This window comes from Pseudomonas sp. zfem005 (assembly GCF_032621735.1).
Classification (GTDB): domain Bacteria; phylum Pseudomonadota; class Gammaproteobacteria; order Pseudomonadales; family Pseudomonadaceae; genus Metapseudomonas; species Metapseudomonas solani.
Map to the genome: position 1 here is coordinate 1 of NZ_JAVYJE010000017.1, position 16781 is coordinate 16781.

15 protein-coding genes and 1 pseudogene are annotated in these 16781 nt (G+C 67.3%); 11 read left to right on the forward strand and 5 right to left on the reverse strand.

The window, feature by feature from the left end; genetic code table 11:
- Together RTW82_RS28920 and RTW82_RS28925 are read left to right on the forward strand one after the other, a co-directional pair.
- A pseudogene (locus tag RTW82_RS28920) lies at positions 1–248 on the forward strand (hypothetical protein); the annotation flags it as partial.
- Positions 202–492 (forward strand): transposase, encoded by a 291-nt coding sequence (locus RTW82_RS28925; protein ID WP_316927323.1) that lies wholly within the window; start codon positions 202–204, stop codon positions 490–492. The pseudogene RTW82_RS28920 and the gene RTW82_RS28925, both read left to right, overlap by 47 nt.
- Positions 493–971: 479 nt before the next feature.
- Here RTW82_RS28925 and RTW82_RS28930 read toward each other — a convergent pair whose 3' ends face one another.
- The gene (locus RTW82_RS28930) at positions 972–1178 is read right to left on the reverse strand and encodes a DUF6316 family protein (protein ID WP_184487874.1); all 207 of its coding nucleotides are present in this window, start codon (positions 1176–1178) and stop codon (positions 972–974) included.
- 280 nt (positions 1179–1458) lie between these two features.
- Between RTW82_RS28930 and RTW82_RS28935 the strand changes: the two genes are divergently transcribed.
- On the forward strand, positions 1459–2412 hold the full coding sequence (locus RTW82_RS28935) for a DMT family transporter (RefSeq protein ID WP_316927253.1): 954 nt from the start codon (positions 1459–1461) through the stop codon (positions 2410–2412).
- A 110-nt stretch (positions 2413–2522) separates the two neighbouring features.
- Here the strand turns inward: RTW82_RS28935 and RTW82_RS28940 are convergent, their stop codons facing one another.
- The 3 genes from RTW82_RS28940 to RTW82_RS28950 all read right to left on the reverse strand — a co-directional run bounded on the left by RTW82_RS28940 (position 2523) and on the right by RTW82_RS28950 (position 5613).
- Positions 2523–3140 carry an NAD(P)H-dependent oxidoreductase gene (locus tag RTW82_RS28940; protein ID WP_021218431.1) on the reverse strand — a complete coding sequence of 206 codons (618 nt, stop codon included), beginning with the start codon at positions 3138–3140 and terminating at the stop codon, positions 2523–2525.
- Positions 3133–4527 carry a class II fumarate hydratase gene (locus tag RTW82_RS28945; RefSeq protein WP_021218432.1) on the reverse strand — a complete coding sequence of 465 codons (1395 nt, stop codon included), beginning with the start codon at positions 4525–4527 and terminating at the stop codon, positions 3133–3135. The genes RTW82_RS28940 and RTW82_RS28945 overlap by 8 nt, the downstream gene beginning before the upstream one ends.
- A gap of 72 nt (positions 4528–4599) precedes the next feature.
- Complete coding sequence (locus RTW82_RS28950; protein WP_021218433.1) at positions 4600–5613, reverse strand: DUF2804 domain-containing protein; 1014 nt, start codon at positions 5611–5613, stop codon at positions 4600–4602.
- 303 nt (positions 5614–5916) lie between these two features.
- Between RTW82_RS28950 and RTW82_RS28955 the strand changes: the two genes are divergently transcribed.
- The 8 genes from RTW82_RS28955 (at position 5917) to RTW82_RS28990 (ending at position 14788) form a co-directional block, all read left to right on the forward strand.
- A complete protein-coding gene (locus RTW82_RS28955) occupies positions 5917–6426 on the forward strand; it encodes a DUF2059 domain-containing protein (protein WP_021218434.1) in 510 nt (169 codons plus the stop codon).
- Positions 6427–6438: 12 nt separating this feature from the next.
- Positions 6439–6744 carry a BolA family protein gene (locus RTW82_RS28960; protein ID WP_316927254.1) on the forward strand — a complete coding sequence of 102 codons (306 nt, stop codon included), beginning with the start codon at positions 6439–6441 and terminating at the stop codon, positions 6742–6744.
- A gap of 406 nt (positions 6745–7150) precedes the next feature.
- Positions 7151–8086 (forward strand): rhodanese-related sulfurtransferase, encoded by a 936-nt coding sequence (locus RTW82_RS28965; protein WP_316927255.1) that lies wholly within the window; start codon positions 7151–7153, stop codon positions 8084–8086.
- Positions 8087–8131: 45 nt separating this feature from the next.
- On the forward strand, positions 8132–8734 hold the full coding sequence (locus RTW82_RS28970; protein WP_316927324.1) for a DsbA family protein: 603 nt from the start codon (positions 8132–8134) through the stop codon (positions 8732–8734).
- A complete protein-coding gene (locus RTW82_RS28975; protein ID WP_184487878.1) occupies positions 8727–10505 on the forward strand; it encodes an ABC transporter ATP-binding protein in 1779 nt (592 codons plus the stop codon). Before RTW82_RS28970 ends, RTW82_RS28975 begins: the two co-directional genes overlap by 8 nt.
- Before the next feature lie 487 nt (positions 10506–10992).
- The gene (locus RTW82_RS28980; RefSeq protein WP_021218439.1) at positions 10993–12402 is read left to right on the forward strand and encodes an amino acid permease; all 1410 of its coding nucleotides are present in this window, start codon (positions 10993–10995) and stop codon (positions 12400–12402) included.
- A gap of 129 nt (positions 12403–12531) precedes the next feature.
- Entirely contained in the window at positions 12532–13539 is a 1008-nt protein-coding gene (locus RTW82_RS28985) for a hypothetical protein (protein WP_316927256.1), read from the forward strand.
- A 142-nt stretch (positions 13540–13681) separates the two neighbouring features.
- Positions 13682–14788 (forward strand): hypothetical protein, encoded by a 1107-nt coding sequence (locus RTW82_RS28990; protein WP_316927257.1) that lies wholly within the window; start codon positions 13682–13684, stop codon positions 14786–14788.
- A 375-nt stretch (positions 14789–15163) separates the two neighbouring features.
- Here RTW82_RS28990 and RTW82_RS28995 read toward each other — a convergent pair whose 3' ends face one another.
- Positions 15164–16771: a methyl-accepting chemotaxis protein gene (locus RTW82_RS28995; RefSeq protein ID WP_316927258.1), complete on the reverse strand. Its 1608-nt coding sequence runs from the start codon at positions 16769–16771 to the stop codon at positions 15164–15166.
- Positions 16772–16781 lie beyond the last annotated feature (10 nt).

The following is a 16781-nucleotide window of genomic DNA, read 5'->3' on the forward strand; positions in this document are numbered from 1 at the left end:
AGGAGTCGATCCGCTCAGTGTTGCGGCACATCGAGCAACAGATCGAGGAAACCCTCAAGGCCATCAACGACCACATCGACAATGACCCGGATCTGCGCGGCAAACGTGATCTGTTGACCAGCATCGATGGCATCGCGGACAAGACAGCCGCTGATCCTGGCGGAGCTGGGCGACCCTCATCGCTTCACCAGCAGCCGCGCGATTACCGCCTTTGCCGGGCTCAATCCGCGTTTGCAGGAGTCTGGTAAGTACCGGGGGCAGACCCGCATTTCCAAGATGGGCTCATCGCGGCTGCGCGCTGGGCTGTACATGCCTGCCGTTTGCGCACTGCAGCACAACGGGGCGATCAAAGCGATGAGAGAACGCCTCAGAGCCAAGGGCAAGACCGGCATGCAGATCATCTGTGCAGCGATGCGTAAGCTGCTGAACATCGCTTATGGCGTCTTGAAATCAGGCCAGCCGTACGACGTAAAACTGGCCCTTGCTCACTAGGGATCAAGACGGTATCTACGCCCGTTGATAGTCGGTGCCACGGCAAGAGCGGGCAAATGAATTGGCTCTGTCTGCGTTAGCTGTTGTGGTTTTAATGCAAGAGCTCAAGCACGACCCTTTCCGGGCGCCCAAGGGTTCGTGCCACCTCCGCCGCATGGGTTTCGCTTCGCTCTACACCATCCTACGAAAGCCTGTGCGCACCACGTGGTGATGCGCTGGACGAAGAAAGTTGGAGCAGCCGCCAACGCCCCTCCAGGAGGCCGAACGCAGTCGTTGCGCCGGGGGACGAGCGGAGCCCTTTTGGTTTCTTTTGGGGCGACTGCCAAAAGAGACTCGCCCGGGGGGGCGAAACCAGAAACATCACCAGAGCTCGGCAATCAGCTGGACTCAAATCCTCTAGCAACACTTAACGCAGACAGAGCCAATTCATTCGCGATGAGAAGCCGCCGGGGCTGCGCTTGCGGTCGTATGTGCGGCGCTCAGAGGCGGCTGGCGATGATGTCGTCGCCCTGCACCATGCGGCGGATGTAGAAGGCGATCTCGCGCTCGGCGTCGGCGCGGGTGAAGTAGGGGCCTTCCAGGGTGCCTTCGCGGGTAGCGAAGAAGTATTGCCCATTCACCGCGCTGACGCGGTCGCTGCGGTAATGGGTGCTGGCTGCGGCGTCCACGGTGCGTTGCCCGAACATGCTGATTACTCCGGGGTGAATGGGTCGGATATTTTTGAGTCTAATGCGCGTTTCCGGGGCTGCGCAGGGAGACGATAAACGGTAGCAATCGCTACCTGATCGTGAACGTTCGCGACTTTTTCAGAAAAATGGCGCTGGAAAACCGGCGCTTGGCCGCGCGCTGACCGGTACAGTTGCGCGCCAGCTGCGAGGCCAGGTGTTGCTGTGTGTACGGCGGGCCAGGTTCTAGAATGACCGGCCCGTGCCGTGTAGGCCGGGTCCTGCCTGCTTCGAGGTCTGCATGCACATTTCTTCTGGCCGTTGGCTGTACGGCCTGTTTCTCGCCCTGGTCACCGCCGTGCTCTGGGGCATCCTGCCGATCAAGCTCAAGGAAGTGCTGAAGGTGATGGACCCGGTGACCGTCACCTGGTTTCGCCTGCTGGTGTCCGGCTCGCTGCTGTTCGTCTGGCTCGCGGCGACCCGCCGCCTGCCGCGCTTTCGTCCGCTGGGGCGCAAGGGGGGAGGGCTGGTGGCGCTGGCCATCGCCGGGCTGCTGGGCAACTACGTGCTCTACCTGATCGGCCTGAAGATGCTCAGCCCCGGCACCACGCAACTGGTGATCCAGGTGGCGCCCATCCTCTTCCTGATCGGCAGCCTGTTCATCTTCAAGGAGAGTTTCAGCATCGGCCAGGCGCTTGGCCTGGCGGTGCTGGTGCTGGGCTTCGGCCTGTTCTTCAACCAGCGCCTGGACGAGTTACTCACCTCCCTGGGCACCTACACCACCGGCGTGCTCATCGTGCTGGCGGCGGCCTTCGTCTGGACCTTCTACGGCCTGGCGCAGAAGCAGCTGCTGACGGTGTGGAACTCCATGCAGGTGATGATGGTGATCTACCTCGGCTGCGCAGCCTTGCTGACGCCCTGGGTGTCGCCCCTGGAAGCGCTGCAGCTGTCGCCGTTGCAGGGCTGGCTGCTGCTGGCCTGCTGCCTGAACACCCTGGTGGCCTATGGCGCCTTCGCCGAAGCCCTGGCCCACTGGGAAGCCTCGCGGGTCAGCGCCACCCTGGCCATCACCCCGCTGGTGACCTTCGCCTCGGTGGCGGTCGCCGCCAGCTTATGGCCCGACCACGTGGTGCCCGAACAGCTCAATGGCATCGCCTACGGCGGCGCCTTGCTGGTGGTGCTGGGCTCTGCGCTCACCGCCCTCGCGCCCTCGCTGGTGCGCAGCTGGAGGGCGCGCCAGGTTCGCGCGCTGTAGAGGGGGCTGGCGGGGGCGCTCCGTGCCGCCGCTTTCCCGGGCTGAAGCCCGGGCTACAGCCTACCTCCGTGTCGGGTTGCACCCGACCTACAGGGTCGACGCCCGTGTCGCTAGTTACGGGTGCCCAGGGTTTCCGCCTTGCGCAGCCAGGCCTGGCGCTGTTCCTCGGTGGAGGGGCGCACCGGGGCGAATTCGGCGAGGCGGCGGGTCTTGATGCCGCAGAAGCCGAGGATGGTGCGGGTCATCTGCCGGTGCCCGGGGGCGCCGTAGATCCAGCGGAAGTACCAGGGCGGCGTGTCCAGGGTCACCAGCAGGTCGGCGGTGCGGCCTTCGAGCAGCTTGTCCCAGGAGCGCACGCCGCGGTAGCGGAAGGCGAAGCCGGGGAGGAACACGCGATCGAAGAAGCCCTTGAGCAGCGCCGGCACGCCACCCCACCAGACCGGGTAGACGAACACCAGGTGCTCGGCCCAGTGGATCTGCCGCTGGGCCTCCAGCAGGTCCGGCTCCAGCGCCTGGCTCTGGTCGTAACCCTGGTGCAGCACCGGGTCGAATTCCATCTCGCCGAGCTTGAGCAGGCGCACCACGTGGCCTTCGCTGCGGGCGCCCTGGGCATAGGCTTCGCCCAGGGCATTGCACAGGCTGTTGCCCTTGGGCGAGCCGAAGATCATCAGGATGCGCTTGCCGTCGCCTTCCAGGGGCGTGGCGCCGTGCTTGGCGGTATCAACCATGTTGGCCGGCCTCCAGCATGGTTTCCGGGCGCACCCAGGCGTCGAAATCCGCCTCGCTGACGAAGCCCAGCGCCAGCGCCGCCTCGCGCAGGGTGGTGCCTTCGCTGTAGGCCTTCTTGGCGATCTGCGCGGCCTTGTCGTAGCCGATATGCGTATTGAGGGCGGTGACCAGCATCAGCCCGCGCTCCAGGTGCTCGGCCATGCGTGTGGCGTCCGGCTCCATGCCGGCCACGCAATGGCGCTGGAAGTTGCGCGCGCCATCGGCCAGCAGGCGGATGGATTGCAGCAGGTTGTGGGCGATCACCGGTTTGAACACGTTGAGCTGCAGGTGGCCCTGGCTGGCGGCGAGGCTGATGGTGGTGTCGTTGCCGATCACCTGGCAGGCGAGCATGGACAGCGCCTCGCACTGGGTCGGGTTGACCTTGCCGGGCATGATCGAGCTGCCCGGCTCGTTGGCCGGCAGCCTCACCTCGGCCAGGCCGCCACGGGGGCCGGAGCCCAGCAGGCGCAGGTCGTTGGCGATCTTCATCAGTGCCACCGCCAGGGTCTTCAGGGCGCCGGAGAGGGTCACCAGGGGCTCGTGCCCGGCCAGGGCGGCGAACTTGTTGGGCGCGGAGACGAAGGGCAGGCCGGCCAGGGCGGCCAGTTCCGCCGCCATGGCTTCGGCGAAGCCGTGGGGCGCGTTGAGCCCGGTGCCGACGGCGGTGCCGCCCTGGGCCAGTTGGTAGACCGCCGGCAGGGCATTGCGGATGGCGCGTTCGGCGTAGTCGAGCTGGGCGACGAAGGCCGACAGTTCCTGGCCGAAGGTGATAGGGGTGGCATCCATCATGTGGGTGCGCCCGGTCTTCACCAGGCGCGCATGGCGGGCGGCCTGCTCGGCGAGGCCGCCGCTGAGTTCGGCCAGGGCCGGCAGCAGTTCCTGATGGACTGCCTGTGCGGCCGCGATGTGCATGGCCGTGGGGAAGCTGTCGTTGGAGCTTTGGGCATGGTTGACGTGGTCGTTCGGGTGCACCGGGCTCTTGCCGCCGCGTGTGCCGCCGGCCAGCTCGTTGGCGCGGCCGGCGATCACTTCGTTGACGTTCATGTTGCTCTGGGTGCCGCTGCCGGTCTGCCAGACCACCAGGGGGAATTGCTCGTCGTGACGGTGGGCGAGCACTTCGTCCGCGGCCTGCTCGATGAGGCGGGCGATGTCCGGGGCGAGGGTGCCGTTGCGGCCGTTGACCCGCGCCGCGGCCTTCTTGATCAGCGCCAGGCCGTGCACCACCGCCAGCGGCATGCGCTCGACGCCGATGGCGAAGTTTTCCAGCGAGCGCTGGGTCTGGGCGCCCCAATAGGCGTCTTCAGCGACTTCCACCGGGCCCAGGCTGTCAGTTTCGGTACGGCTCATTGCGCATGCTCCAGAAGGTATTTTCCGCAGTTTAGGCCGCAGATGGAGCATGGGGTTCAACGGGGGGTGCTATTACCAGCGTGCGTGGGTGGAGCCGAGCCAGCCCAGGGCGTTGTCCACCGGTACGCGTTCGCCGGTGGGGCCGCGCAGCACGCCGTCGAAGCGGCCGAACCACTGGCGGGTATCGGCGAAGAGCGGCCCGAGGCGCGGGTTGGCCTGGTGCAGCTGGCGCGGGGTGAAGGTGAGCTGCACACGGTTGCATTCGGTGCTCAGCTGCCAGGGCGCGAGGGGGTTGTTCTGCGCCTGTTCGATGCGCACCGGGCGGTCCAGCTTGGACAGCTCGCCACCGAACCACAGGGCGTTCTCGGTGAGGCCACTGGCGTCGGTCCAGCCGGCGCCGAAGTTGCCGGCGATGCCGCCGCTGGTGGCGAAGGCGGCGCGGGTCCAGTGGCTGTGCAGCGGCCAGACGCCGCGACCGAAGTCGAGGGCGGCGAAGCTCTGGCCGGGCTGGCAGTCGAAATGGCGATTGCCCAGCTGCACGCTGCCGCTGGCGGGCAGGCCGAGCTGGCGGCTGCTGGCGTGGAAGCCGCGGCCGGGGAAGGGCGCCACCAGGTTCACCGAATCCAGGTGCAGGGGGCGCAGGATATCGAGGGCGGCCTGCATCGGCTGGCCGCCGATATCCGGCACGGCGACGGTGATGCGGGCGCGGCCGGGGTGTTCGTCCACCTTCAGGTGCAGGCGCGGGTGCTGGAATTCATAGCCTTCGAGCGGTGTATCGGGGAGGCGGCAGCCACGGCCGAACAGGCGCAGCTGGGAGTGGTTGACCGCCAGGCCCGTCTCCAGGTCGAGGAAGTAGGCGCCGCAGTAGCCCAGGTAGTCGAGGTCGGCCAGGGTCAGCGACAGCACCCATTGCGGGGTGGTGATGCACCAGTGGTTCCAGCGTTTGCGCCGGCCGACGTTGCCGGGGATGGCGCAGTTCAGGCGTGGGCGGTTCGACCAGCCGATGGCCAGTGGCTCCAATCGGCCCTGGGCATCGCACAGCGCGGCCGGCCCGGGCGGCGCCAGTGCAGTGATATGGCTAGTCATCGGACACGTCCATGTGGGGTGCAGCTTCCATTTTTGAAGAGGCGGGGAACATTGCGCGCGACCCATGGCCCAAAGGGGCGTTGTGTCGGCGGGCTGACAGCGTTTTATTGACGCGGAAGGATGCCCAGAGGCCGCTAGCATGAGCAAGTGATGGCATTTTGACAATAGACCGTTGGAGTGCACCGATCCACAGTTTGGCCGTGATCCGGCACACGTCCCCATCGCTTGAGCTCCCCATGGGCTCGGGCGCAGAATGACCCGCCCTCGGGGAACCCCCGTAACCGCTCAGACCAAGGAATACCGATGACCAAGCTTCGCGTACTTTGCACCGCCGTCCTGCTCGCTTGCGCCAGTGGCCAGGCGCTGGCCGATGCCGCCAGTCATGCCGCCAACGCTGAGCGCTTCCTCAAGCTCGCCCACGCCGACAAGCTCACCGTGCCGGTCTACGGCCAGGTGCAGCAGATGTTCGCCCAGCGCTTCGAGCAAAGCGGCGCGCCGGCGGACAAGAAAGCCGCCCTGGAGAGCTACCAGGCCAAGGCCAACACCGCCCTCGACAAGGCCGTGGGCTGGGACAAGCTGAAGCCCGAGCTGGTGAAGATCTACACCACCAACTTCACCGAGCCGGAGCTGAAGGACCTGATCGCCTTCTACGAATCGCCCCTGGGCAAGAAAGTCCTGGAGAAGATGCCGACCCTGACCGCGCAATCCGCCCAGCTGACCCAGTCGCGCCTGGAAGCGGCCGTGCCGGAAGTGAACAAGCTGCTGGCCGACATGACCAGCGAACTGGCCCCCAAGGACCAGAAGAAGAAGTAAGCGGAGTCCTGCATGAGCATGCGTGATCGAATCCTCGCCGCCTTTGCGGCCCTCGAGCCCCAGCACCTGGAGGTGCTGGACGAGAGCCATATGCACAGTCGCGGCCTGGAGACCCACTACAAGGCGGTGATCGTCAGCCCCGCGTTCGCCGGTCTCAATGCGGTCAAGCGCCACCAGAAGGCCTACGCCACCCTGGGTGAGCTGATGGGGCAGTTCCATGCCCTGGCCCTGCACACCTACACCCCCGAGGAGTGGGTCGCGCAAGGCGCCGCACCGGATTCGCCCACCTGCAAGGGCGGCAGCAAGCACGATCTCTGATCGATGTTTCCCGGGCACGGCTCCGTGCCCGGGTGCCTTTCTTCAGCCCACCGCCCTCCCGGTTTGAGCCCCGCTTGAAGCTGCCTGGTTCGGTGCGTGCACCCTGCGCGGCACACCCCCTGGCATGAGCGCGTGCCTCGCTCGACTCCGCCTGGTGGAGGTAAAGAGCGACCTCCACCCTACAGGTCATGTCCAGCCGGAGGCTTGGCGGGACTCGTGCCTTCCGTGAAGCCTTTCTCCCCTGGCTGAAGACGCCGTCCCGCACCACAAGTCGCCTGAGACCTTTTCACGCAGTTTCCCGGCTGCGCTTTTTGCTAGAATCCGCCCCCAGCGCCGGCCTTGCCGGCGCTGTCGTTTTTGTCACCCGGTCCGCCCTTTGCGTGGGCGACCACTGGAGGAAATCACCATGTCCCGGATCGTCGTCGCGGCGCTCTACAAGTTCGTCTCCCTGAAAGACTACGTCGCCCTGCGCGAACCCCTGCTCAAGACCCTGCTCGAGAACGACATCAAGGGCACGCTGCTGCTGGCGGAGGAGGGCATCAACGGCACCGTCTCCGGCACGCGCGAGGGCATCGATGCGCTGCTTGCCTGGCTCAAGGTCGACCCGCGCTTCATCGACCTCGACCACAAGGAGTCCTACTGCGACGAGCAGCCCTTCTACCGCACCAAGGTCAAGCTGAAGAAGGAGATCGTCACCCTGGGCGTGCCCGGCGTCGATCCCAACCAGCGCGTCGGCACCTACGTCGAGCCGCAGGACTGGAACGCCCTGATCAGCGACCCCGAGGTGCTGCTGATCGACACCCGCAACGACTACGAAGTGGCCATCGGCACCTTCGAGGGCGCGGTCGATCCCAAGACCAAGTCGTTCCGCGAATTCCCCGAGTACGTGCGCGAGCACTACGACCCGGCGGTGCACAAGAAGGTCGCGATGTTCTGCACCGGCGGCATCCGCTGCGAGAAAGCCTCGGCCTACATGCTGGGCGAAGGCTTCGAGGAGGTCTTCCACCTCAAGGGCGGCATCCTCAAGTACCTGGAAGAGGTGCCCGAGGCGGACACCCTCTGGCGCGGCGACTGCTTCGTCTTCGACAACCGCGTCACCGTGCGCCACGATCTGACCGAGGGCGACTTCGACCAGTGCCACGCCTGCCGCAACCCGATCTCGGTCGAGGATCGCCAATCGCCCCATTACGCCCCCGGCATCAGCTGCCCCCATTGCTGGGACAGCCTCAGCGAGAAGACCCGCGCCGGCGCCCGTGAGCGGCAGAAACAGATCGAGCTGGCCAAGGAACGCAACCTGCCGCACCCGATAGGTCGCAACCCACGCCAGCCCATGGAGAGTTGAGAGAGCCCGATGCCCAAGACCCGCCTGCTCTACGTGATGGACCCGATGTGTTCCTGGTGCTGGGGCTTCGCCCCGGTGGCCGATGCCCTCGCAGAGCAGGCCCGTGCGGCCGGCGTCCCCATGCACCTGGTGGCGGGCGGCCTGCGCACCGGCCAGGGCGCCTCGCTCGACCCCAATACCCGGCGCTACATCCTCGAACACTGGCATGCGGTGCATGACGCCACCGGCCAGCCCTTCCGCTTCGAGGACGCGTTGCCGGACGGTTTCGTCTACGACACCGAGCCGGTCTGCCGCGCCCTGGTGGTGACCCGCTCGTTGCACGAGGAGGCCACCTGGCCGCTGGTCAAGCTGATCCAGCATGCCTTCTACGCCGAGGGCCGCGACGTGACCCAGGCGGCGGTGCTGGTGGAGCTGGCCGAGGCGGCCGGCATCCCGCGTATCGAGTTCGCCGAGGCCTTCGATGGTGCCGCCGCGCACCAGGCCACCGCCGAGGATTTCACCTGGGTGCAGGACCTGGGCATCGCCGGCTTCCCCACGCTGCTCGCCGAGCGCGATGGCCAACTGGCGCTGCTGACCAACGGCTACCAGAGCCTGGATGAACTCGCGCCGCTGCTGGCCCGCTGGCTGGAGCGTGCGACCCATGCCTGATCGCCTCAGCTGGGCGGAGATCCGCCGTCTCGCCCTGCGTCACAAGAAGGCCCTGTGGCTGGCCAACCTGGTGGCCGTCTTCGCCACCCTGTGCAGCGTGCCCATCCCCCTGCTGTTGCCGCTGCTGGTGGACGAGGTGCTGCTCAAGCAGGGCGACGCCGCGCTGAAATTCATGGACCGCTTCCTGCCCGACGGCTGGCAGGTGGCCGCCGGCTACATCGGCCTGATGCTGGTCACCACCCTGTTACTGCGCAGCCTGGCGCTGGTGTTCAACGTGCTGCAGGCGCGGCTCTTCGCGCGGCTGTCGAAGGACATCGTCTACCGCCTGCGCGTGCGCCTGATCGAGCGCCTCAAGCGCATCTCCCTGGGTGAATACGAAAGCCTGGGCGGCGGCACCGTCTCCGCTCACCTGGTCACCGACCTGGACACCCTGGACAAATTCATCGGCGAGACCCTCAGCCGCTTCCTCGTGGCCATGCTCACCCTTGCCGGTACCGCCGGCATCCTGGTGTGGATGCACTGGAAGCTGGCGCTGCTGATCCTGCTGTTCAACCCACTGGTGATCTGGTCCACGGTGCAGTTGGGCAAGCGGGTCAAGCACCTGAAGAAGCTGGAGAACGACAGCACTTCGCGCTTCACCCAGGCGCTGACCGAAACCCTGGAAGCCATCCAGGAAGTGCGCGCCGGCAATCGCCAGGGTTTCTTCCTCGGCCGCCTCGGCCTGCGTGCCAAGGAAGTGCGTGACTACGCCGTCGCTTCGCAATGGAAGAGCGACGCCGCCGGGCGCACCAGCGGCCTGCTGTTCCAGTTCGGCATCGACGTGTTCCGCGCCGCGGCCATGCTCACCGTGCTGTTCTCGGACCTGTCCATCGGCCAGATGCTGGCGGTGTTCAGCTACCTCTGGTTCATGATCGGCCCGGTGGAGCAATTGCTCGGCCTGCAGTACTCCTACTACGCCGCAGGTGGCGCCCTGACGCGCATCAACGAGCTATTGGCCCGCGCCGACGAGCCGCAATATGCCAGCCGCGTCGACCCCTTCACCGGCCGCGAGACGGTGGGCGTGCAGGTGGAAGGGCTGCGTTTCGCCTATGGCGACGAGCCGGTGCTGGATGGCCTCGACCTGTCCATCGCCCCTGGCGAGAAGGTGGCCATAGTCGGCGCCAGCGGCGGTGGCAAGAGCACCCTGGTGCAGCTGCTGCTGGGCCTCTATACCGCCCAGGCCGGGACCATCCGCTTCGGCGGCGCCAGCCTGGAGGAGATCGGCCTGGAGCGCGTGCGCGAGCATGTGGCGGTGGTGCTGCAGCACCCGGCGCTGTTCAACGACAGCGTGCGCGCCAACCTCACCCTGGGCCGCGAGCGCAGTGACGAGGCCTGCTGGCGCGCGCTGGAGATCGCCCAGCTGGCCGACACCATCCGCGCCTTGCCGCAAGGGCTGGACAGCATCGTCGGCCGCTCCGGCGTGCGCCTTTCCGGTGGGCAGCGCCAGCGCCTGGCGGTGGCGCGCATGGTGCTGGCCGACCCGCGCGTGGTGATCCTCGACGAAGCCACCTCGGCCCTCGACGCCGCCACCGAATACGCCCTGCACCAGGCCCTGGCGCGCTTCCTCGAAGGGCGCACCACGCTGATCATCGCCCACCGCCTGTCTGCGGTTAAGCAGGCGGACCGGGTGCTGGTGTTCGACGGCGGGCGCATCGCCGAGGACGGCGACCACCAGCGCCTGATCGCCGACGGCGGGCTCTACGCCAAGCTCTACGGCCACCTGCAGCACTGACCGGGCAGGCGTGGCGTCACGTTGGCACACCGCTCCGTCAACTTTTCATTACGCCATCGCCCGCCGGCCCCGCGCGGGCCGTGGGCGTCTGCCCGGCGTAAGGAAAAGCTGCCGCCGGGCCAGGCGGCCATCACAGTTTCCCTGCGTATCTGTGCCTTGTTTCCGCGCCTCCGGGCGGGTGTGATGGCCCCCGCCACGCGTGCCGGCCCCCGGTCACGCCCATGACAACAAAACCCGGAGGTCCCCGATGACCCCAGCCTTGCAGCCCGGCGCCCGTGCGCCTGGATTCCCCTTCGTCGCCTGCGCCTGTGACCCGTCGGCTTCGGCGCGCATCCCTGTCAACGCGAATTGTCGTGCCCGACCGCTCCCTGCCTGGGGGGAGGTGCCGCCCGACGCCCGCTGAAAGGTTCACCCGCCTTGCCATTCCGTCGCGCCACAAGCGCCGCGGGTCCGATTTCCGTCACGACAACAATCAAAAGGTGACGCCATGCACGACACGCAATCCCAGGGCACGCTCAAGCGCGGCCTGAAGAATCGCCATATCCAGCTGATCGCCCTCGGCGGCGCCATCGGCACCGGCCTGTTCCTCGGCTCGGCCGGGGTGCTCAAGTCCGCCGGGCCGTCGATGATCCTCGGCTACGCCATCTGCGGCTTCATCGCCTTCCTGATCATGCGCCAGCTCGGCGAGATGATCGTCGACGAGCCGGTGGCCGGCTCCTTCAGCCATTTCGCCCACAAGTACTGGGGCGGCTTCGCCGGCTTCCTCTCCGGCTGGAACTGCTGGGTGCTGTACATACTGGTGGGCATGTCCGAGCTCACCGCGGTGGGCAAGTACATCCACTTCTGGTGGCCGGAGGTGCCCACCTGGGCGACGGCTGCGGTGTTCTTCGTGGTGGTCAACGCCATCAACCTGGCCAACGTGAAGCTGTTCGGCGAGGCCGAGTTCTGGTTCGCCATGATCAAGGTGGTGGCCATCGTCGGGATGATCGTGCTTGGTTGCTGGCTGCTGTTCAGCGGCTCCGGCGGCGAGCAGGCGACCGTGTCCAACCTCTGGGCCCACGGCGGCTTCTTCCCCAATGGCATCGGCGGCCTGGTGATGGCGATGGCCTTCATCATGTTCTCCTTCGGGGGCCTGGAGATGCTCGGCTTCACCGCTGCCGAGGCCGAGAAGCCCGGCCAGGTGATCCCCAAGGCGATCAACCAGGTGATCTGGCGCATTCTCATCTTCTATGTCGGTGCTCTGGTGGTGCTGCTCTCCCTGAGCCCCTGGGATGCGCTGCTGGCCAGCATCAACAGCGCCGGCGACCCCTACAGCGGCAGCCCCTTCGTGAAGATCTTCGCGCTGATCGGCAGCGACGCCGCCGCGCACCTGCTGAACTTCGTGGTACTCACCGCCGCGCTCTCGGTCTACAACAGCGGCACCTACTGCAACGGCCGCATGCTGGTGGGCCTGGCGGAGCAGGGTGATGCGCCGAAATCCCTGGCCCGCGTGGACAAGCGCGGCGTGCCGGTGCGCGCCCTGGTGGTCTCGGCGCTGGTGACCTTCCTCGCCGTGGTGGTGAACTACGTGGTGCCGCACAACGCCCTGGAGCTGCTGATGTCGCTGGTGGTGGCGGCGCTGGTGATCAACTGGGCGATGATCAGCTACTCGCACCTGAAGTTCCGCCAGCACAAGGACCGCGAAGGCATTCCCACCGCCTTCCGCGCCTTCTGGTCGCCCTTCGGCAACTGGCTGTGCCTGGCCTTCGTGGTGTTCATCCTCGGCGTAATGCTGCTGATCCCCGGTATCAAGGTGTCGGTCTATGCGATCCCGGTGTGGTTGCTGGTGATGTGGGGCTGCTACCGCCTGAAACTCTCCAGCGCGGCCCGCGCCAAGCAGGCCTACGCCGCGGGCTGATCCCGCCTCGCGTCATCCGGGCCCGGCCTCAGCGCCGGGCCTTTTTGCGGGTGCCGAACGCCGCCGTGGCGCCGCGCGGGGCGATCTGCGAGCATGTCGCGCCGCCTGTCCATGGAGGGCGCATCCGCAATGATCTTCGGTCCCGATCCCACCTTCATCCTGATCTTCGGCATCGCCGTGTTGCTGGCCGTACTGTCCGTGCCCGGCCTGCTGGCGCTCGGGCTGGCGCTGGCCCTGCCGCGCTCGCGGCGCCACGTGCTGGCGCGGCCCTGGCGCTATGGGGTGCTGGGCGTGCTGCTGTTGGGGTTCGCCGCCCTGGGCGTGCTGATGCTCTGCGAGGAGCGGCGCATGGAGGCGGAGAGGCAGGCCGAGCACGATGCCCTCAACCCGCGCCTGGAGCGTGACCTGCAGCTGGGTGAGCTGGTCTTCCCGGCGGGCAGCCAGGTGCGCCTGGACACCTTCGAGCCGCTGGACTGGCAGGACCAGCCGCAGCCCCACGGGCTGGAGAGCCTGATCGAGGCCTGGCTGCCCAAACCACAACAGGTGCTGGGGCTGGAGGTGGACGCCCTGGAGCTGCCGCTGCACTACTCGTTCTCGCGCATGCGCCTGGTGCGCGACAGCGTTGTTGAGGGCTGGCCCTGCGCGGGCAACGACTGGGTGGAGTACCGCCGCGAGGTCGAGGAGCGTTTGCAGCCGTCGCGCTGGCACTTCGACCGTTGCCCGCTGGTGCCTGGCAGCCGGCTGTTCGGGCTGGAGTGGCCGCTGGGCAGCCTTGTCTACGGCAACGGTTACGGCTGGACCCTGCGGGTGTCCGACAGCGCCGGGCCGCTGCCGCTGGAGGGCATGAGCCTGCTGGAGCTGAACCTGATGCTCGACGGCGACCGCCACCTGCTGCGCTGGGACGGGCGCTTGGCCGAGCCCCACGCCCTGGGCGACTGGGACTACCCCGCCGGCACCCGCGTGCGCCACCTCGATGACCAGCGCCTGTTGCTGAGCCCCACCCGCGACGCGCCGGCGCGCAACCGCGTGAGTGGCGAGCAGGTGATGTTCGGACAGTCGCTGGTGCAAGCGCGCGATGGGCGTGAACTGGGGCGTGAGAGCAACGAGCGGATGGGGGTGAATGACGTCTGGGAGTGACGGCCTACGGTCGACGCCCCAAGGGACGTCGGCACTATCCGAATCCCCCCTCGCACCCTGTGTATCTCCCGGCCTTGTCCCGCCGGGCACGGCCTGTATGGTGGTCCGTCGCCCCGGGGAGGAAGCCAAAAGGAGTACTCACATGAAGCTTGCTCTGCAATTCGACGCATCCGTCGGCATCAACGTCCTGCGCCAGGTGATCCAGGCTGCTGGCGACAACACCACCATTACCTTTAACGCCGCCCATGGCCTGGACGTCGGTGACCTGCTGTCGGTGGTCAGCGCGGCCGGCAGCGACAAGCAGCTGGTGCTGGCCTTCGATGGCGCCCGCCTGACGCCGCGCAACCTGCAGCAGGCCACCAGCTTCGCCGGCGAGAAGACCGCCATCCAGATCGGCAAGGGCCAGGAGGTCAACACCAGCGCCTTGCTCGCGGTGATCAACGCCGCCGGTGACGGCAAGCAGGTACGGGTGGCCTTCAACGGCGCCCAGGCCGACGACGAGGCGCTGCGCCAACTGGTGGACGCGGCGGGTCGCCAGGTCGGCATCGACATCAACGCCGGGCACGCGGTGCCCATCGATCGCCTGCTGGGCATCATCGACGCGGCGGCCAAGGAGGGTGGGCTGGGCGTCGAGTTCAACGGCGCGCAACTGCTGGAGGCCAACATCCTCCAGGCCGTCGAGCGTGCCGGTGGCAGCACCGGCATCGGCATCAACTCCGCCCAGGCGATGAGCGAGGGCACCCTGCAGGCGGTGATGCAGGCGGCGGGCGACGGCACCCACCTGGGCCTGTCCTTCCACGGTGGGCAGCTCGATGACAAGGGCTTGCTGGCGGCCATCGAGGCGGCGGGCACCAACACCCATATCCAGGTCAACACGGCTCAGGCGATGGGGGCGGGCGCGCTGCTGCTGAGCATCAACGCCACCGGCAACACCAAGCGCTTCAGCGTCGAGTTCAACGGCGCCGAGCTGCCCTTCGGCAACCTGCAGCAGGCGGTGGAGGCGGCGGGGATCAACACCGCCATCAGCGTCAACACCGCCCAGGCCATGGACCAGAAGGCGCTGCACGCGGCCATCGAAGCCGCCGGCGACCTGAAGCGCCTGGACGCGCAGTTCAACGCCATGCAGATGCCGGTGGAAAGCCTCGGCCAGTTGGTGGACGCATCCGGCAGCCGCATCGCGCTAACCGTCGCCGCCGCCCAGGCGCTGCCGCTGCCCGCCCTGCTGGAGGTGGTGCAGGCCGCCGGCTAAGCCCTCTTCACGCAGCCCCTCAACGACCAGGCCGCCTTCGGGCGGCCTGGTCGTTTTCGGGGCCGTATGTCGGGTGTATCGGGCTCGCGGGTTTCACCCGCTGAACTATGCCAAACCCCATAGCAGCGGCACACATCGGTAGGTTGGCGCCGAGCGTAGCGAGGCCCAACTCGGCAAGGTCGACATCGGCACGTTGGGCTTCGTGCCTCAGCCCAACCTACAAGAGCGACGTATCGCCACCGGGCGGCCTCGTGCTTCGTAGGTCGGGTGCCACCCGGCAGCGGGGTGCATCGGGGCGCGCGGGTTTCACCCGCCCTACAAGGTTGTGCCTCGGCCCTTCGCGAATGAATTCGCTCCCACAGAAAGGAGGCTTGGTCACACCTGGAAGCGCGCCACCGATGTCTGCATGGCGGTGGCGACCTGATCGAGGCGCTGGGCGGAGTCGGCCAGCTCGTGCATGGCTTCGGTGTTCTGCCGCGACATGCGGGCGATCATCTCCACTCGGTGGGCCACCTCGCTGCTGGCCTTGGATTGTTCGCCGATGGTCTGGGAAATCTCTTCCACCACTTCGGCGGCGCGATGGGCGCCGTCGCGGATCTCGCTGATGGAGGAGCCAGCCTGGGTGGCCAGGGAGACGCCGTCGTTCACCCGCGTGACCCCGGTCTGCATGCTGCTCACCGCCTGTTCGGTGCTTTCGCGGATGCGTTCGATCATGCCGGTGATCTCCTGGGTGGATTGCGCCGTGCGCGCGGCCAGGTTGCGCACCTCGTCGGCCACCACGGCGAAGCCGCGACCCGCCTCGCCGGCCCGCGCGGCCTCGATGGCGGCGTTGAGCGCCAGCAGGTTGGTCTGCTCGGCGATGCTCTTGATCACCTGGATGATCGAGTGGATTTCCTCGGAGGAGCGGCCTAGCGCGGTAATGGTGCTGGACGAGCTGTTCACCGCGTCGGCGATACGGTTCATGCCATCGACGACGCCGAGGATCACCTGCCCGCCATTGCTGGCCAGGCCTTCGGAGTGGGCGGAGATGCCCTGGGCATTGCGCGCGTGGTCGGCGATCTGGGCGATGTTGGCCATCATTTCCTCCATCGCCGCGGCCATGCTGGTGGCGCTGTCGGCCTGCTCGCTGGCGCCGTCGACGATGCCGCGCGAGGTGTCGCTGAGGCTGTGGGCGGTGCCGTGCAGTTCTTCGCTCTCGTGGCGGATGGCGGTGATCATCTGGCGCAGGTTGTTCTGCATGTCCGCCAGCGCCTGTTGCAGTTGCCCGGCTTCGTCCTGGCTGTCGACACTGATGATGTTGCGCAGGTTGCCCTGGGCGATGGCGCGGGCCGCGGCGACGGTTTTTTCCAATGGGCGCAGCACGGCGCGCATCAGTTGCCCGGTGGCCAGGCAGAGCACCAGGCAGACCACCAGGATGCCGCCGACCAGCCACAAGGCGGCGCGGCTCACCGCGGCTTCGCTGTCCTTGCGCGCCTCGGTGGCGTGGGCTTCGATCATGCTGCTGAGGGCTTCGTTGCGCTCTTCCAGCTCGCCGAAGGTGGTGTTGAAGGCCGGCAGCTCGGCGCGCGCCGCGGCGGGGTCGCGCAGGGCGTGGTCGATGATCTTCTCGGCCGCGCCTATGTACGCCTCCAGGGCTGGCTGGGAGTCGGCTATGGCGCGTTTGATTTCGGCACTCAGGGGCAGGCGGGCGTTCTCGCCCATGGCCTTGCGGAACCAGTCGCTGTGTTCCTTGAGGTCCTGGCGCACCTGGTCGGCGGCAGCTGTGTCCCCGGGTTCGGCGACGAAGGCGGCGAGCACATCGGCGCGCAAGGCGTCGTGCATCATGTCGCCTTCCAGGTGGTTGCGCAGGGCGCTGACACTCAACTCGTTTTCCGCAAGGGCGTCGGCGAGGCGAGTCTGGCCCCAGAAGCCGATGCCGCCGAGCAGGGCGGCGGCGATGACGCTGATGGCTCCCGAAGCCACCATTTTCTGGCGAATGTTCATGCCGCTCCTC

Coding starts and splice junctions, on each gene's coding strand:
- RTW82_RS28990 (WP_316927257.1), top strand. CDS start 13,682: ATGAAGCTTGCTCTGCAATTCGACGCATCCGTCGGCATCAACGTCCTG.
- RTW82_RS28930 (WP_184487874.1), bottom strand. CDS start 1,178: ATGTTCGGGCAACGCACCGTGGACGCCGCAGCCAGCACCCATTACCGC.
- RTW82_RS28955 (WP_021218434.1), top strand. CDS start 5,917: ATGACCAAGCTTCGCGTACTTTGCACCGCCGTCCTGCTCGCTTGCGCC.
- RTW82_RS28960 (WP_316927254.1), top strand. CDS start 6,439: ATGAGCATGCGTGATCGAATCCTCGCCGCCTTTGCGGCCCTCGAGCCC.
- RTW82_RS28995 (WP_316927258.1), bottom strand. CDS start 16,771: ATGAACATTCGCCAGAAAATGGTGGCTTCGGGAGCCATCAGCGTCATC.
- RTW82_RS28950 (WP_021218433.1), bottom strand. CDS start 5,613: ATGACTAGCCATATCACTGCACTGGCGCCGCCCGGGCCGGCCGCGCTG.
- RTW82_RS28975 (WP_184487878.1), top strand. CDS start 8,727: ATGCCTGATCGCCTCAGCTGGGCGGAGATCCGCCGTCTCGCCCTGCGT.
- RTW82_RS28970 (WP_316927324.1), top strand. CDS start 8,132: ATGTGTTCCTGGTGCTGGGGCTTCGCCCCGGTGGCCGATGCCCTCGCA.
- RTW82_RS28985 (WP_316927256.1), top strand. CDS start 12,532: ATGATCTTCGGTCCCGATCCCACCTTCATCCTGATCTTCGGCATCGCC.
- RTW82_RS28940 (WP_021218431.1), bottom strand. CDS start 3,140: ATGGTTGATACCGCCAAGCACGGCGCCACGCCCCTGGAAGGCGACGGC.
- RTW82_RS28965 (WP_316927255.1), top strand. CDS start 7,151: ATGTCCCGGATCGTCGTCGCGGCGCTCTACAAGTTCGTCTCCCTGAAA.
- RTW82_RS28980 (WP_021218439.1), top strand. CDS start 10,993: ATGCACGACACGCAATCCCAGGGCACGCTCAAGCGCGGCCTGAAGAAT.
- RTW82_RS28945 (WP_021218432.1), bottom strand. CDS start 4,527: ATGAGCCGTACCGAAACTGACAGCCTGGGCCCGGTGGAAGTCGCTGAA.
- RTW82_RS28935 (WP_316927253.1), top strand. CDS start 1,459: ATGCACATTTCTTCTGGCCGTTGGCTGTACGGCCTGTTTCTCGCCCTG.